Annotated in this window: 13 protein-coding genes; 1 reads left to right on the forward strand and 12 read right to left on the reverse strand. The window is 67.5% G+C overall.

The window, feature by feature from the left end; genetic code table 11:
• Positions 1 to 36: 36 nt before the first annotated feature.
• The 4 genes from ACTH43_RS17370 to ACTH43_RS17385 all read right to left on the reverse strand — a co-directional run bounded on the left by ACTH43_RS17370 (position 37) and on the right by ACTH43_RS17385 (position 4934).
• Positions 37 to 1407, reverse strand: coding sequence for an ATP-binding protein (locus ACTH43_RS17370; protein WP_441446150.1), 1371 nt, complete (start codon positions 1405 to 1407; stop codon positions 37 to 39).
• A 56-nt stretch (positions 1408 to 1463) separates the two neighbouring features.
• Positions 1464 to 2927 carry an SCO6880 family protein gene (locus ACTH43_RS17375; protein ID WP_441446151.1) on the reverse strand — a complete coding sequence of 488 codons (1464 nt, stop codon included), beginning with the start codon at positions 2925 to 2927 and terminating at the stop codon, positions 1464 to 1466.
• Between the two features lie 186 nt (positions 2928 to 3113).
• Positions 3114 to 4607 carry a conjugal transfer protein TrbL gene (locus ACTH43_RS17380; protein ID WP_441446152.1) on the reverse strand — a complete coding sequence of 498 codons (1494 nt, stop codon included), beginning with the start codon at positions 4605 to 4607 and terminating at the stop codon, positions 3114 to 3116.
• 33 nt (positions 4608 to 4640) lie between these two features.
• Positions 4641 to 4934, reverse strand: coding sequence for a DUF6112 family protein (locus ACTH43_RS17385; protein ID WP_441446160.1), 294 nt, complete (start codon positions 4932 to 4934; stop codon positions 4641 to 4643).
• Positions 4935 to 5148: 214 nt separating this feature from the next.
• On the opposite strand from ACTH43_RS17385, the gene ACTH43_RS17390 reads away from it, so the two are divergent.
• On the forward strand, positions 5149 to 5520 hold the full coding sequence (locus ACTH43_RS17390) for a DUF6907 domain-containing protein (RefSeq protein WP_087133178.1): 372 nt from the start codon (positions 5149 to 5151) through the stop codon (positions 5518 to 5520).
• Positions 5521 to 5564: 44 nt separating this feature from the next.
• On the opposite strand, the gene ACTH43_RS17395 is transcribed toward ACTH43_RS17390, so the two are convergent.
• The 8 genes from ACTH43_RS17395 to ACTH43_RS17430 all read right to left on the reverse strand — a co-directional run bounded on the left by ACTH43_RS17395 (position 5565) and on the right by ACTH43_RS17430 (position 14376).
• Entirely contained in the window at positions 5565 to 5870 is a 306-nt protein-coding gene (locus ACTH43_RS17395; RefSeq protein WP_441446153.1) for a DUF6112 family protein, read from the reverse strand.
• A gap of 79 nt (positions 5871 to 5949) precedes the next feature.
• Positions 5950 to 7119 (reverse strand): M23 family metallopeptidase, encoded by a 1170-nt coding sequence (locus tag ACTH43_RS17400; RefSeq protein WP_441446154.1) that lies wholly within the window; start codon positions 7117 to 7119, stop codon positions 5950 to 5952.
• Between the two features lie 15 nt (positions 7120 to 7134).
• A complete protein-coding gene (locus tag ACTH43_RS17405) occupies positions 7135 to 7830 on the reverse strand; it encodes a hypothetical protein (protein WP_441446155.1) in 696 nt (231 codons plus the stop codon).
• 530 nt (positions 7831 to 8360) lie between these two features.
• On the reverse strand, positions 8361 to 9491 hold the full coding sequence (locus ACTH43_RS17410; protein WP_441446156.1) for a ParB N-terminal domain-containing protein: 1131 nt from the start codon (positions 9489 to 9491) through the stop codon (positions 8361 to 8363).
• On the reverse strand, positions 9488 to 10339 hold the full coding sequence (locus ACTH43_RS17415) for a hypothetical protein (protein WP_441446157.1): 852 nt from the start codon (positions 10337 to 10339) through the stop codon (positions 9488 to 9490). The genes ACTH43_RS17410 and ACTH43_RS17415 overlap by 4 nt, the downstream gene beginning before the upstream one ends.
• A 697-nt stretch (positions 10340 to 11036) precedes the next feature.
• The gene (locus tag ACTH43_RS17420) at positions 11037 to 11789 is read right to left on the reverse strand and encodes a DUF2637 domain-containing protein (protein WP_441446161.1); all 753 of its coding nucleotides are present in this window, start codon (positions 11787 to 11789) and stop codon (positions 11037 to 11039) included.
• 92 nt (positions 11790 to 11881) lie between these two features.
• Complete coding sequence (locus ACTH43_RS17425) at positions 11882 to 12766, reverse strand: bifunctional DNA primase/polymerase (RefSeq protein ID WP_441446158.1); 885 nt, start codon at positions 12764 to 12766, stop codon at positions 11882 to 11884.
• Between the two features lie 248 nt (positions 12767 to 13014).
• Positions 13015 to 14376, reverse strand: coding sequence for a hypothetical protein (locus tag ACTH43_RS17430; protein ID WP_441446159.1), 1362 nt, complete (start codon positions 14374 to 14376; stop codon positions 13015 to 13017).
• Between the last annotated feature and the right edge of the window lie 80 nt (positions 14377 to 14456).

Consider the following 14456-nt stretch of genomic DNA (forward strand, 5'->3'; position numbering starts at 1 on the left):
ACCGACGCGCCCACCCCGCGTTCCGCATCTACCCCCTCAGCTGCGAAGAGCCAGTTTCTGTTCGGTGCCGGTCAGTCCGAGGGTCTTGCCGGTGGTGCCAATCTGGTCGGATTCTTGCCGGTAGATGATCCGCGACTCCGCATTGGCGAGAAGGCTGTTGGCGAGGGCGCGCATGGCGGAGCCGTGGTCTCCGACGTTGTCGAGGTCGGTGAGCTTGTGGAAGATCAGCAGGTTCGCGATCCCGTAGTGACGGGCGAGCCGCCAGTGCGCATCCATCCGCTTCAACAGCGCCGGGTGTGACATGAGTCGCCAGGCTTCGTCGTAGACGACCCAGCGTTGACCGCCGTTCGGGTCCAGCAGTGCGGATTCCATCCACGCCGACGAGCACGTCATCAGCACCGAGATGAGGGTGGAGTTTTCGACGACGCGGGACAGGTCGAGGGTGATCATCGGCAACGTCGGGTCAAACGTCACCGTGGATGGGCCATCGAAGAGGCCTTGGAGGTCGCCGGAGACGAGGCGTCGCAGGGCGTGGCCGACCATGCGGCCGTCCTCGGCCAGGCGGTCGTCGTCTGTGGGGTCGGAGGTGAGGATGCGGTCGACGACCATCGGCAGGATCGGCACATCGTTGCTGGCGACGACGGCTTGGAGTGCGACATCGATGACCGTGTGCTCCAACGGTGACAACGACCGTTCGAGGACGGTTTCGGCGAGGGCTCCGATCAGGTCGCGGCGGCGGGAGGCGACGGTGGAGGCCCACTCCGCGTCGGTGAGTCCTGCGGGTCGGTAGCCCTGGTCGAGCGGGTTCAAGCGGTTGCGTAACCCGTGGCCGAGGATGATCGCTTTCCCACCCACCGCTTCCGCGACGGCGGTGTGTTCGCCTTTGGGGTCGCCGGGGACGTAGACGCGGCGTCCGAACGGGATCGAGCGGGTGTACAGGCTCTTGGCGAGGGAGGATTTCCCGGAGCCGACGATGCCGGCGAGCACGAGGTTGGGGGCGGTGATGATGCCGCGCTGGTAGAGCACCCACGGGTCGTACACAAAGGATCCGCCGGAGTACATGTCCTGCCCCACGAACACGCCGTGGGAGCCGAGGCCTCCTTCGGCGAGAAACGGGTACGCACCCTGCAACGCGGCCGAGGTGTCCTGATGCGCAGGCACCCGAAACCCCCGATACGAACGCAACCCCGCAGGCCCCGGCTCGCCACTCCTGGGGAGGTAGTTCGTCGAGCGTGCCTCGGCGCGTTCTGCGGCGAGCTTCGCCTTCTCCGCCTGTCGCTGCTCGGCGTGCTCGCGGGTGATGACTTGGCGGGCGGCGCGCTCCCGGGTCTTGCGTTTCTTCCGGCCGGTGCCGTCTTCGACGAGGACGGTGGAGTAGAGCTTTTTCGGACTGGTGTGCTGTCCCATGAGCGGTGGCCTTTCTACGGGAATGCGCGGTGACACCCCTCAGGTACGCCCCACCCTCAGATGCCCCGGCACAGCGGCAACGCCGCCGCGACGAACGCCTGCGCCTGCTGCCCGACCAACCGCCTCGTCTCACACGAGGCCTGGATCGCGGCCTGTTCGATCGCGGACACGGCGGCTTCGAGCTCGTCCGCGGTGGTCGCGGAGACGGCGAGGAGGCCGGTGTAGCGCAGGACCCCGTGTCCGCTGGTGAGGTCGGCTTCTTGTTGGAGGACGTCTTGGTATTCGGCAGATTGTGTGGCGTCTTCGATCTGCCCGACCTTCTGCCGCTGAGCCGCATCAGAGATGTACTCGGTCTTCTTCTTCCGAATATCCCGCGCGGCCTGATCACTGCGGATCGGGTCACACAGCAAAGTGAACGCCCGCCGGATCCCTGAGCTAAGGAGCACGGGTGCGAGGAACCCTGGGTAGACGAGGGAGCGGGGCCACTCGCTGATCCACAACACCGCATGATGTGCACTGTCGGACCGCAACTGCTCCCAGGTCTCTTCCACTGCGACCGGGCCCGCTGTGGCGAGGTCGTGCCCGATCTGTCCGGACCGCTCTAGTGTCGCGGCGATCGCGGGGTCATACGCGGAACGAAGCATGACCGCGAGCTGCCCGGGCGTGTACCAGTCGGTGGGTTTGAGGTCTGCGGTGCGCAGCGCGGTCGTGAGGGTCTCCATCTCCTGCTTGAGGACCACCGCCGCACCGCGGAGGCTGCCGCCCGCGGTGCGGATCGCACGGGACGCTGCCCGCATATCCAGGGACAGGGAGATGGTGGAGATGTGGCGTTCGCCTGCGGGGCCTGCCCGGTCGATGAGTTCCCGGTAGGTCTTCGCGACCCAGGAGTCGTCGTCATTGCCCTGTTCGGCCCACCACTGCGCGAGCCCCGACCCAGAGTCCGGCACAGTACGTTCGAGGACTTGGAGGCGGGCGATCCTCGTGGACCGGCAGGCGGTGGACAGGACGCGGCCCCAGGCGTGGACGCGGCGTTCCTGTTCGCCGGGGTCGAGGAGGATGAACGAGGGATGTGTCACCTCCACCAGCGCCGTCAACGTCTGGGCGTGCGGGTCGTGCACCATGACCGCACCGGTGTCGGGGTCCTCGTACTGGCGAAGCGGTGCCGCATCCCCGGGCAGCGCGAGCGTTCCCGCAGGGCGGGGCTTGACGATCCGACGCCGGTATCCGATCTGGCGGAGGGCTTGACGGAGGATCCAGTGGAGGGTGATGGGGACCCATTCGACGAGCTTCCGGCCGCCGATCGGTACCCAGGCGAGGGCGGTGGCGGTGCCCCAGATCGGAGACGTGTACAGGGCGGTAGGGCCACCGGTGTAGAGGGAGGCGATGAACACGCAGACCGCGACGGAGAGGGCGATGACTTGTGGGAGGGAGAGGCCGAGGATGATCCCGCGCTTGGTGAGGCGGGAGAACTTCACTGCTGACAACTCGAACTCGGTGCGGGTGGACGCAGTGCTGGCCATGGGTGCTCCTGACGCGGCGGGGTGATCGGGGTCGCCGGTCAGGTACGGGCACCATGGCGGGCGGCGGCCCGTGAGCACCCCGGGGGTCAGGTCGCTGGCTGTCCCCCAGGGCGGATGCTCACGGCGCCGCCGCCCCGAATGACGACGGGTGTCACCTCCTCTCCGATATGCGGACCCTCGTTCCGGTCAGGTCTTCGGCGTCGGTTTCGGCGGAGGGGGTGCCTCGCCGTGGTTCGGCTTGGCAGGCGGCTTCTCCACGCCCGCAGCAGGTGGCTTCGATGGCGGACCACTCTGCGGTGGGATGCTCGGGTGCGCCGGTGGCGTCGACCGGTCCGGCGGCGGCGCGGTCTGTCCCTCTGAGGCGGCACCGGCGTGGCCGTCTGCCGCGCGACCGACCGCGTCACCGGCCTTGGGGCCGGCCTCCGCAGCGCCCTTGGCGATCTTCGCCCCGGCGACGGCCGCGATCCCTACCGGTCCAGCGGCCGCACCAGCCCCGGCACCGGCCGTCCCACTGCCACCGGCTGCTGCGCCACTGCCTCCGGCAGCGGCACCGCTGGTGCCTGCCGCCGCACCACCACCCGCGCTGCTCCCTGCGGCTCCGGCACCACCCCCACCGCCCGGCGGGGGCTTGGACCCACCACCCGGAGGGGGCGGCGGATTCCCGCCACCGCCACCGCCACCGCCGCTCTTGCTGTCGCCACCGCCACCGCCGTCGAGGATCTTCTGCGGCCCTCCGCCGTCGGGTTTCCCAGGCAGCGGCATGGGCCGGTTCATGGCCTGCTTGGACTCTTGCTCGGCGCTCATGACGTGGTACATGTCGAAGCCGACGAAGGAGATGAATTTGTAGACCATGTAGGGGGCGAACGCGGCGATGAACATCAGCACGATCCCCGCGATCGGATCCGCAATCGAAGACAGATCCATGTCGATCGGGGCGTTGACCTGGTTGATCGCCACCAGGAACACCACCACGATCACGAGCTTGGAGAAGATCAGGGCGAGGACGAAGGACGCCCACTTCCCGAACCACCCCTTCGTCGCATCCCACGACGCTCCCGACAACGCGATCGGTGCCATCACGACCGCCACCAGGATCAGAGCCTTCCGGATCAGCAGTGAGAACCAGACGATCGCTGCCGCGCAGATTGCCAAGAAACTGAGGAAGATGGTGATGATCGCCCCGGCACCGGGGGCGGTGAGGGTGATCGCAGTCAGCCCGGCCACGAGGACGCCGATCTTCCCGCCCATCTCTTCCAACGTTGTCCCGGTGGCTTGGATGATGCCGATCGAGAGCTGGTCGACGATCTCCAGCAGTGTCGCCGTGAGCGTGATGACCAGGAACGAGCCGAGCACGCTCTTGGCGAGGCCGAGGGCTGCGCGGGAGAGGGAGCCGGGGTCGCGGCGGATCAGGCCGGTGATGAGTTGGAGGCAGAAGAAGATCAGCATGACGAAGATCGCGATCCCGAAGATCACGTTGTACACGCCGATATACCCGGCCCCGGTGATGTCGACCAGGGTGGTCGAGTCGAACAGTGCCCACACGCCCTGGAACAGCCAGGACGCGGCGGCACCAATCGCGGACGCGAGCCAGTCGAACGGTGCGCTGATCAGAGTCGCCGCACCCTCGCCGACCGTGTCGCAGACGTTGCTGATGATGGGGACGTCACAGATACCAGCCACAACACCCCTCCCTTCCGTAGGTAGAGGTGATCGTTAGGAGACGGTCTGGCCGACGTTCCAGAAGAAGTTGATCAGCGTCACGCTCGCGCCGGTGATGATCGCCGCCCCGCAGGAGATCAGCACCCCGACCTTCCCCCGCGAAGCTAAATGCGGGTTCGAGGAGTTGGAGCCGAACCCCCAGACGACGGCGGAGACGATCAGGGCCAGGACGGACAGGATCAGCCCGATAGTCATCACTGCGCCGACAATGGTGCGCAGCGCGCTGATGCCGGGGAGCCCGGAGTCGTTGGGTATGACGTCGATCTCCGCCGGGAGAACACCAGTCATGGTGGTGAGGGTGTCGAGGACGGCAAGCATGAGGGCTCCTTCACAAGCGATCGCCCCGTACCCGGTCGTGCGGGGTCACCTGGACAGGTGCGTTGCCGGGACATCCCCCTCACCTGGTGTTCTCTGTGTGCGATTCGGCTCGCTTTCCGATGCCGCGTCGGGCTGGCCGTTCTTCACCCGAGCGCACGGTGCGCACCGGTGAAAAGGAGAGGTCATGTCCATGTCTATGTTCGGCAAGCGGTCAGAGTGGTTGACGGAGCCTTGCCCGCAGTGGTGCGATCGCGACCACCTCGCCCAGCATCTGGTCGACAGCAGACGGCACCACAGCGACTACCGCCTTGTCCCCGTGATCCAACGACTGGCGAGAACGTCGGGATGCGGCAGGCTGCTGACCGACGATGTCGAAGCCGATGAGCTCAACATCGTCGCCTTCCGAGACGTCAACGCCCAGGAGACGTGGGTCGCGATCGCCAACGACAGACAAGGCCTCCAGTTGACCCTGGAAAGCACCACACGATTGCACACAGTCCTGGGGAGCTTCCTCGGCCAGCTCACCGCAGGCGACAACCACGACCAACCCGCCTGAACCGGCACACCTCTGGCTCCCGCAAGCGGTGGTGGGTGCGGGAGTCAGAGGGTGTCGCCGAGACCCAACAAGAAGTTCATCCACGTCACCCCAGCACCGGCAAGGACCGCGGCTCCGAGGGCGACGAACACCCCGACCTTGCCTTTCGCGGACGTCTGCGGGTTCCCGCCCGAGGACGACACTGCCCACACGATCCCGGAGACGACGAGCATGAGCACCGCGACAACCAGCACAATCGTCAGCAGCGCGCCCACGATCTCGATGAGCGTGGAGCGGCCTCCGACACCACTCAGGTCGGGGTAGACGTTCTCGGCCGGCAGCAGCGCAGTAGTCAGGGCGGTGGTAGGCATGCGGTTCTCCTCAAGACAAGGGGCGGGCAGGCACCCATCAGGTGCGCCACCCACCCCGCCCGGCCTCCCTCAGCTCGGGTCAGGTGATGCAGCCCGGCCCGCCCCCGACCGGCGCGTCGATGCCTTCCACGCCGTGCTCGGCGAGCCACGGCTCCGGATCGACCGGGGGCTGGTCTACGCCGCCGGGGTGGACTTGGAAGTGCAGGTGCGGGCCGGTGGAGTGGCCGCTACTACCGACGTCGCCGATGTGCTGGCCTGCAATGACCCGGTCGCCAGCGGTGACGTGGATGCCGTGCGCCCACATGTGGATGTACTTCGTCGCGGTCTTCTCCCCGTCGATGGTGTGCTCGAGGGTGATCTGCCCGGAGAACCCGTCGACCATGCCCGCATAGACGACAACGCCGTCAGCGAGGGCGAAGATGGGGGTGCCGTCGGGGGCGGCCCAATCGGTTCCGGCATGGAAACTCGGCACCCCGGTGATCGGGTGGACCCGCGGCCCGAACGACGACGTATGCACATAGCTGCCCTCCGGCAGCGGAAACACCAACCTGCCCGTCTCCGGGATGTTCGTATCCCCAGGCACCCCGTTCCCACCGCTGCTGCTGCTGCTGGTGAGGGTGTCGAGGATCGTCACGGCGACGGGCTCGTAGTTCTGGTACCGGTCCGGGTACGCGGAGACTTCGACGGCTTGGGCGGCTTCGCCTTTGTCCATCTGCTGCCAGCCGGGGATGTCGAGCAGTCCGCGGGGTGAGGGGTGGTTGGGGCCGTCGGGTCCGCCGTAGAACGCTCGCGCCTGGTAGGTGGTATCCATGAGTTCGGCGACGGTGCCCCACCCGGCTTGCGGTCGCATCTGGAACAGGCCGAGAGAGTCGTGGTCACTGCCGTTGCCGTCGTTCGGGTAGTCGCCGCTCTCGGGGTAGGTGCCGGTGTTGGCGAGTTGGCGGAGCGTGGATTCGGTGAGCGCCGCCATCAACGCGATCAGGATTCCGTCCCGCCCGACACCGGGAATGCCCGAGCCGGTGGTGATGATGGTTCCGGCATGAGTGAGTTGCTGCTTGTTGAGGGTGAAGGTGTATCCGTCCTTCATGGTGACCTCGAGTTCGTCGGGGATCGGGCCGAGGATCACGCCGCTGGCGATGCAGTTGCCCTGGTTGAGGACGGCCGGGTTCACCAGCACCCCGATGCTGACCAGCCCGAGCATCGGGGCCAGCAGCAGGAAGGTGGCTACGGCGGCAAGGAACTTCTTCATCACAATCCCCGTCAGTCAGCGGAGGGGGTTGTCGAGTTCGGACAGGCGCAGCAGATGGCACCGGTCGAACACCGGCTCACAGGACACGAACACGGTGAACGCCACCGCATGCTCGCTGGTGACGGGGTCGTCGTACCAGACACCGTCCCGGTGCCTGATGCCCTCGACCGTGTACGCCACCGTCCCCTCGGTGATCTGCCCGCCCGAGGCGGCGACGGCTTCCTCCCACTGCGCGGGGATGAACACCTGGTCGATGGTGATGCTCTGGCGGGTGCGGTACTCGGCCAGATCCCGCCACGTCGACGCCGACGGGAAATACCCGTCAAGGTCGGAGATCAGTCCCGGGGTCTCGGTGCCGGACGGGTCGGCGTCCTCGATCAACACCGCACGGTGGTCCGCCGGAGTCAGCAGCGTGAAGGTGTCCCAGGTGAACAGCGTCTCCGCGACCGCACGCACGTAGGCTTCGGAGTTGTTCGTGCGGGGCAGGGCTGGCAGCTCAGTCTGTTCTGGCTGTCCGTTCGGGTCGGTGGGGTCGACCGGTGCCGTGGACGCGGGTGCGCGGTCCCCGGGATCATCGGTGTTGCCTCGGGCCCCGGTGATGAGGCCGTAGATGCCGATCCCGGCGAGCACCGCGATGACGAGGCCGGTCGCGGTGAGGGTGATGATCAGACGGCGACGACGACGCTGACCGTCGGGGCGAGGAGAGGACATGAGGCGGGGCCTTTCAACAAGAGGGCGGGCGGGGTCACCCGATAGGTGCGCCTCCCGCCCGCTGGCCGTTCCGCTCTCAGCGCGTGAGGCCTCTGCCGTCGCTGGTGTGTCCGCGTGATGCTGGGGGTTCGGGGTCGAGGGCTGCTTCCCGTCCCGCGAGTGCTTCAGCCAGGTCCTCAGATCGTGTCGGTGCGGCCTCAGGCTGCCAGGCGATCCGCCCGTTCTCACTGTGGGCTTTCATCACGAGCTGGACCACTTGCCCTGTGGAGGCTGCGGCGATCGTCAACCAGCCTCCGGCCTTGACCGCGTGCTCGCGACCCGCAGCCCGGTCACCGTCGTCAGTGGCGGCGAGTGAGACGTGCCGCTGATGCCAGGCCGCGAACTGCTGCAGCCCCTGCTGGACCCGGGACAGCGCCAGGTGCAGTGACCCGAGTACGTCATAGGTGTCTTCCGGGGTCTCGATCTGCCGAGTCGCATACGCCAGCCCCCGTGCGGCTTCCGCCAGTTCATCCGCGTCCCGGGACGAGTCCTCAAACGTCGGCCTCAGCGTTGTCCTCGCTTGCGATTCGGGCGGTGCGGGCTTGGTCGAGGAATGCTGCGGCTTCGGTGATGTAGGTGTCGACGAGCTCCCACTGCTCGGCGTCGGCATACCGCCCGAAGTCGGCGGGATCGTAGCGGTCCCACCAGCCGTGCTCCCGGCGCAGCAGGTCGACGATTTTGCGGATGGCGTGTCTCTGCCGCAGCAACGGGTCCGCGTCCGTCCACCCCTCCCGCGGGGCGAGCGCGGCGGCATCCTTCCGCAACTGCCCCACCCGGCCCAGCGCCCGGGTCGCTGCTGCCATCGCATCTTTAGGATGCTCCTGCGCCTTCACCAGTTCGAGCTCCGCCGCAGCCGCCTCCCGGACCGCATCGGGCTCGTCCAGGTCGACCGCCCACCGGTCCAGGGTGTTGAGTACTTGGAGGAGCTTCACTCGCAGATAGCGGCCGTTGACCTTCCCATCGCCGTTGAGCTCGAGGAGGGCTTCGGCGGCGGCCTGCCGCACCTCGGGATGCTCACCGTCGGATGCGGCGATCTGTTTGAGCTCCACGACCTGGTCGAGCATCGAGTGCGAGTCCCTGCCGGTGACGGCTTTCGCTGCTTGGATGCGCGTCTTCCCACCAGCCGCGCCGCCCGTCGGTTGCGGTGGTGTTGAATCAACACCACCGTGTTCACTCCCGCGAACACCCCGCTCCTCCCCGCCTTCACCGTCCTCGGCGGCGGAGGTGCGGGCGAGGGAACCGAACTGCGTGCTCTCCTGCTTGCGGGCGTTCTCTTCGGTGTAGAGCTGCTTGAGCTCCTCATAGAGCGCCGCCTGTTCGATCGGGGTGAGCATCTTATGAAGGGTGTTCTCGTCCTGGATCGCCAGGACGGTGGACAGCTTGTCGGAGACACCCTGCACGACCCACACCGGGACCGTGCGGTGCCCGAGGACGCGCATGACGGCGAGGCGACGGTTACCGGAGATGAGGACGTTGCCGGTGGTGATCACGATCGGCGACAGCAACCCGAACCGACGGATCGACTCCGTCAACTCCTCCAGATCCCCAAGGTCACGCCGGTAAGAGTGACCATCGATGATCTGATCCGTCGCATGCTCCAACACCAAATGCCCCCGACTCACGACACGCCCCCGTTCTCCTCTTGCCCGTCAGGTACGGAAGCCATCCGGCGAGAGGTCTCGACGAGGGTCTCGTCGCGGAGAAGGTCAGCGACATCGTCACCGAGCAGGACCCGCGCGAACAGCCCGTACTCCCCGCTCTTACGCCGCCTGGTCTTCGTCCCGACAACCAGGCGCACCAGGTCTGCCCATTCGGTGGCGGTGTATCCGAGGCGGATCGCGATGTGCCGCTCATGGGAGACGATCTCCAACGCCGAGGTCCCGGAGGACAGGCCGGTGATGCGGTGGGCGATGTAGTCCACGGCCCGCTCGACCGGGCGTGCAGGCCAGTCGGTCAGGACGAGGAACACACAGGTAGCGCGGATCACCCGATCCACCGACCTGTCCACCCCTTCGCCGTCGTCTCGGGCGTAGAAGGAGTGGGCATGGGGGTGGACGTCGTAGAAGAACTCCTCGTAATGCCCAGCCCGCATCGGCTCCTCCGCCGGACGCTTCGACGGCCGCCGCGCCTTGTCCTGCGACGTCATGTTCCGGTCGGCGTTGACCTCGGCCGCGATGCCGAGCGCGACCGCACGAGTGATCACCGCCCACGGATCATCCGCACGCAACGTCGTGGGTTGCCGCATCGCGAGGAACGCCTCATACGCCGCATCATCGGGATCACGCCGCCAAGCCTTCGCGATCGGCGCATACTTCCGCGTCGCGTAGACCATGAGCTCAGCAGCGACCGGGCTGGTGGCCCACGCGTTGTGCTCGTTCAGCTCCATGAGCAGCCCGCGCAGCCCCTCGCTCGTGGTGAAATCTGGCGGTAGTGACGCGGTCGGCGCGGGGGTGGGTGTGTGGTGGTTCATAGCGACTCCTGAAAGAGATGAGATCCGTCGGTAGAGAGGTGCGACCCCCACCCGGATGAACCCCGACTTGGGCTCACCGACCACCGCCCACTGCGCAGGCAAACGGGCCGTGCGGAGGCGTGACGGAACCAGCAGACCTGCCCGGTGGGTGCGAGTCTGTGCGGTGCCGCCGGGTGCGACAGCGAGCAACCGGGCGGCGGATGAGTAGTTAGGGGGTGTGGGTGTCGTGCGGCACTCGGGTGGTGCCGGGACAGGCAGCGGTCACCGGCTCACCCCCGTCCTCCCGACCACACGCCCCGAGGCGCTCGTCGGACCGTTCAGATCTGGGTCCAGTTGCTCCTGCCTGCGGGCCAGGCGTTCCTGCAACTGCGCGCGGCCTTCACGGACCCCGTCGAGGACCGCGTCACGCAAGCGAAGATTCAGCTCTGCACCGCGGTCCAGGACGGCACCGCCCGCTCGGGCAGCGAGATCGGTGGGTCGTACCCACTGCACGCCCGGGCGCTTTGCGACCGGATCCGTGCCATCTCGCGTGAGGGTGGGATCGCCGTGGGTGGCGAACTCCGACGCCCGCGCCTCCTCAGCCGCCCCGCGCGTCGACGGTGTGGAGGGCGTGTCAGTGTGCTCGCCCGTGCCCGTCTGCTGATCGTGATCCGTGACGCGCGGCGGGTCCAGGTGCTGGTGGCCTGGGGTGGTGGGGTCAGTCATGTGGATCTCCGTCCTGTTGACGGCCAGGTGCGTTCAGCCACCGGCCGACGGTGGTGGGATGCACCCCGAGCTGGGCCGCGATCTGCCGCTTCGACACGCCCTCCGCATTGAGGGCGAGCGCCCGAGCATGGGCATCTCGCTGTCGCTCGCCTCTTCCGCGAGCTGCCACCGGCCGTGCCCCGGTCCTCGTCTCCGGTCGCGCCGCGACTGTCGTGTCCGGCGGCTCGAGTCTCACGCCCTGCTCGGAACGGTCCAGGTCGCCGGAGGTCGCGATCGTCGTGATCTCCGCAGGGACCCGCGGACGAGCCCTCGGTTCTCGACTAGCTGGAGCGGGTGCGGTGTTGCGGGTGAGTTCGACGGTGAGATGCGTCATCGCCAGCAGCACCAGCGGCGGCACGGAGGCGACCAGTGCCGCGACCAGGGCGGGCACGCGGGTGTCGGCCGCGACGACCGCGTACGTGATGTTCGCTGCCACCGACATTCCGGCGCCGGCGCCCAGCAGCAGCCACGCGAACCGCCGCGCAGGACGGGCAGAATCCCGCAAGGCGACGACACTGATCGTGGCTTCCAAGATGACACCGTCGACGATCAGCGGCCATATCCACGCCTGTGCTGCGGGGAGCCCGGAAAGGACCGCGAGGTCGCGGAGAGTCGTAAACGACAGCCAGAACGCGCCAAGAGCGAGCAAGATCGTCCCCGTCACCGCAAGCACGACGACCAGGCGCGACACCCCACCCCGCTGCATGCCACTGGGCAACAGGCCGTCGGGTGCTTGTTCGCCCGGGCTCAGGTCAGGATCGCGAGGGACGCGGACCGTGCTCGCCGGGCGGGTCATAGTTACCTCCCGATCCCGGACAAGGAACGGGCACCCTGCGAAACGGGGTCATCGGGCTCGACAGCGATTCGGGCGGCGCGGTGTGCGGAGCGGATCGTCGCTGCGATCTCCCGCGACTCCAGTCCGGCAGCGGTCGCCGCGGGCTCGAGCACCCCGAAGGTGTCGGGTTCGGGCAGGCCGGCCTCAGCGAGACGGCACGCGGCCCAGAACAATCCCGCGTTCCGATTCCCTTCCGCAAGCCCGGCGACCCAGTCCGCGAGTCGCTCCACCGATGTCTCCCGGCGGGCTATCGGACCTGTGGCCGGGCGCGGTCCTGGGGTCGGAGTGAGAAGGTCCCGAACCCCGTCCGCATCAACGGGCCGAGGAACGCGTCCGCGGGCAATGATCTCGTAGCGGCGGTCCCCGTGGTCGGTGGTAACAGTGGAGGGCGGGGCAATGATGTAGCCGCCAGTACCGCGGAAGTCCACATGCGCCCGCCCCCGCGACCACGACCGCGGCTGCCGATCCGGATCGGACGGGTAATACAGATGCAGGCCACCCGACGGGGACCTGACCGCTTGCTCCCATCCGCCAATCAGCCCCTCCCGCTGCAGGACACGGAGGATCGGATAACCGGTGCCGGTGGCGTGCACATCCACATCCAGAACATCCACCACCGTCCCGGTGGGGATGCCGATATTCGCGGTCGGGTACCGTTGCCACCACGCGTCGATCTGCGCAGGGTCGGTGGAGGCGTCCTGGAAACCATGCGCGGTCAGTGGATGCTTCTGACCAGGTGCACAGGGGAACACCGGGATGCCCGCGGCGGCGTAGACGGCGGCCGCTGCCCCGAGTGCGCCGGGAAGGCGGGCGGGCATCGACCATGTGGTGGCGTCGGCGAACGACATGTGCACCTCCTTCGGGACACAGCACGGGCTGGGGGCTCGTGCGCGGTGTCACCGGGAAGGTGCGGCAGCAGCCATGCTGCCTGCAGAATCTCCGCTCATGAGCATTCCCTCTTTGAACCTCAACCCCTACCCGAACCTCAGCGCTTACCGCGAGTGTTCCCGGGCAAGATGCGCCGTTTCGTCAAGAACCTGCGCCAAATCGTCAAACACACCCACCCCCGCCTCCGCCGTTCAGCGTCGCCCTTCTGCTATAGGCTCCGACCCGGACCACGGCCCGGCGTCGGTGGTTCTGGCCCGTCCGGGTCGGTGTCCAGGTGCTGTTCCCGTTCGGCGAGCAGCTCGCTCAGCAGCGCCCCACGTTCAAGGGACGTCAGCGCCTGCGCGGGCGGGCGAATGTCCCCCGGAGCGGCACCAGTGCGGCCGGTGGCGAGAACCGCGGTATTGATCCGATCGAGGACCATCGCCGGGTCGTGCTGTTCGGTGTCCTGCTCCAGGATGCGGGCGATCTTGTTCACCACGGCACTGTCATGCTCGGCGGGTGGGAACGCTGCTGAGGCCGTCACCTCATCGCCGACCGGGACCCGGCCCACGACGAGACGGAACTGGCCCTCGCCATCGATGCCGGTGGCGTCGTAGACGCCAGGGATGATCCACGAATGCGCCTCCGAGGCAGGCCCCTCATAGATCGGCATACCGACAGGGTCATCCGGGTCAGGGACGGTCACATCGGGGTCGGCGGCGAACAACATCGCCGACAGTTCCTCCCGCTGCGCCCGGTCCAGCAACGCCTTGCCATCCCCGGCCTTCTCCCGCTCCACGAGCACCCGCAGGGTCTGCAGGGCGATCAGATCCGAAGGCACCCACTCACGGTGGAACCTTTCGGGAAGGAACATCGTCCGTGGTCCGCCCTCCGCGACCAATTGTTGCAGGGCGTGCTCGCGGCGCAGGGCAGCATCCGTGAAATCAGCTCGCCACTGGCCGTGGTCGGACCGGAACCGCAGATCCTCATACTCGCCCTCGAACGACGGAGCGACCGTGACGAGATAGTCATCCTTCACCGGCTCCACGGGAAGCTGCTCCCGCTCCAGCAGATCCACCAGGCCGTCGCGGACCTGTTCGGTCCGCTCCAACCTTTCCAACGTGTCCGGGAGACGGGAGGCCTGCACCGCAAGCGACAAACACTCGTCACGCCATTGCTCATGCGCTCCCTCAACCCCATCGAAGTCAGAGGTGCCGTCTGGGAATCGGAAGTCGCTGGCGACCGGTTCAGGTGGGAACATCTCCGCCACGATCTCCGGGATCCCCGTCCCCTCGAACGGCTCCCACCCCAGCGACGGCGCCACCGATGCAGACGCTGAACGGCTGGGAGCGGGTGCGGGAGCCCAGGAGCGGATGTGCGGGACGTCATCGCCGAAGTCCTCCCCGAACACTCGGTCGCCGTCAGGGCGGAGCTGGCCTGGAGGACCAGCGAGATCCTCGATCAGCACCTCGCCAACCATGTGGTCGGCCTCAGCCTGGGAGCGGGCGAGGACATCGAACTCAACCACCACCCGATGTGGGCGGGGCGGCTCAGGCGAATACCCCAACGGCGGGATCGTGGTGTCGGACATGATCAAAAACTCCATTCACAGTCGGATAGGGGCTCTTCCCGGTTCGTGGTGATGGGGAGCGTCGCGTCGTTGACGTAGAA

This window comes from Brachybacterium sp., assembly GCF_052095815.1.
Taxonomy (GTDB): Bacteria; Actinomycetota; Actinomycetes; order Actinomycetales; family Dermabacteraceae; genus Brachybacterium.

What these genes read in the sequence shown, in the direction of transcription:
- ACTH43_RS17385 (WP_441446160.1), bottom strand. Translation starts at nt 4,934, where the DNA reads ATGACTGGTGTTCTCCCGGCGGAGATCGACGTCATACCCAACGACTCC.
- ACTH43_RS17375 (WP_441446151.1), bottom strand. Translation starts at nt 2,927, where the DNA reads ATGGCCAGCACTGCGTCCACCCGCACCGAGTTCGAGTTGTCAGCAGTG.
- ACTH43_RS17415 (WP_441446157.1), bottom strand. Translation starts at nt 10,339, where the DNA reads ATGAACCACCACACACCCACCCCCGCGCCGACCGCGTCACTACCGCCA.
- ACTH43_RS17420 (WP_441446161.1), bottom strand. Translation starts at nt 11,789, where the DNA reads ATGCAGCGGGGTGGGGTGTCGCGCCTGGTCGTCGTGCTTGCGGTGACG.
- ACTH43_RS17390 (WP_087133178.1), top strand. Translation starts at nt 5,149, where the DNA reads ATGTCCATGTCTATGTTCGGCAAGCGGTCAGAGTGGTTGACGGAGCCT.
- ACTH43_RS17430 (WP_441446159.1), bottom strand. Translation starts at nt 14,376, where the DNA reads ATGTCCGACACCACGATCCCGCCGTTGGGGTATTCGCCTGAGCCGCCC.
- ACTH43_RS17400 (WP_441446154.1), bottom strand. Translation starts at nt 7,119, where the DNA reads ATGAAGAAGTTCCTTGCCGCCGTAGCCACCTTCCTGCTGCTGGCCCCG.
- ACTH43_RS17405 (WP_441446155.1), bottom strand. Translation starts at nt 7,830, where the DNA reads ATGTCCTCTCCTCGCCCCGACGGTCAGCGTCGTCGTCGCCGTCTGATC.
- ACTH43_RS17395 (WP_441446153.1), bottom strand. Translation starts at nt 5,870, where the DNA reads ATGCCTACCACCGCCCTGACTACTGCGCTGCTGCCGGCCGAGAACGTC.
- ACTH43_RS17425 (WP_441446158.1), bottom strand. Translation starts at nt 12,766, where the DNA reads ATGTCGTTCGCCGACGCCACCACATGGTCGATGCCCGCCCGCCTTCCC.
- ACTH43_RS17370 (WP_441446150.1), bottom strand. Translation starts at nt 1,407, where the DNA reads ATGGGACAGCACACCAGTCCGAAAAAGCTCTACTCCACCGTCCTCGTC.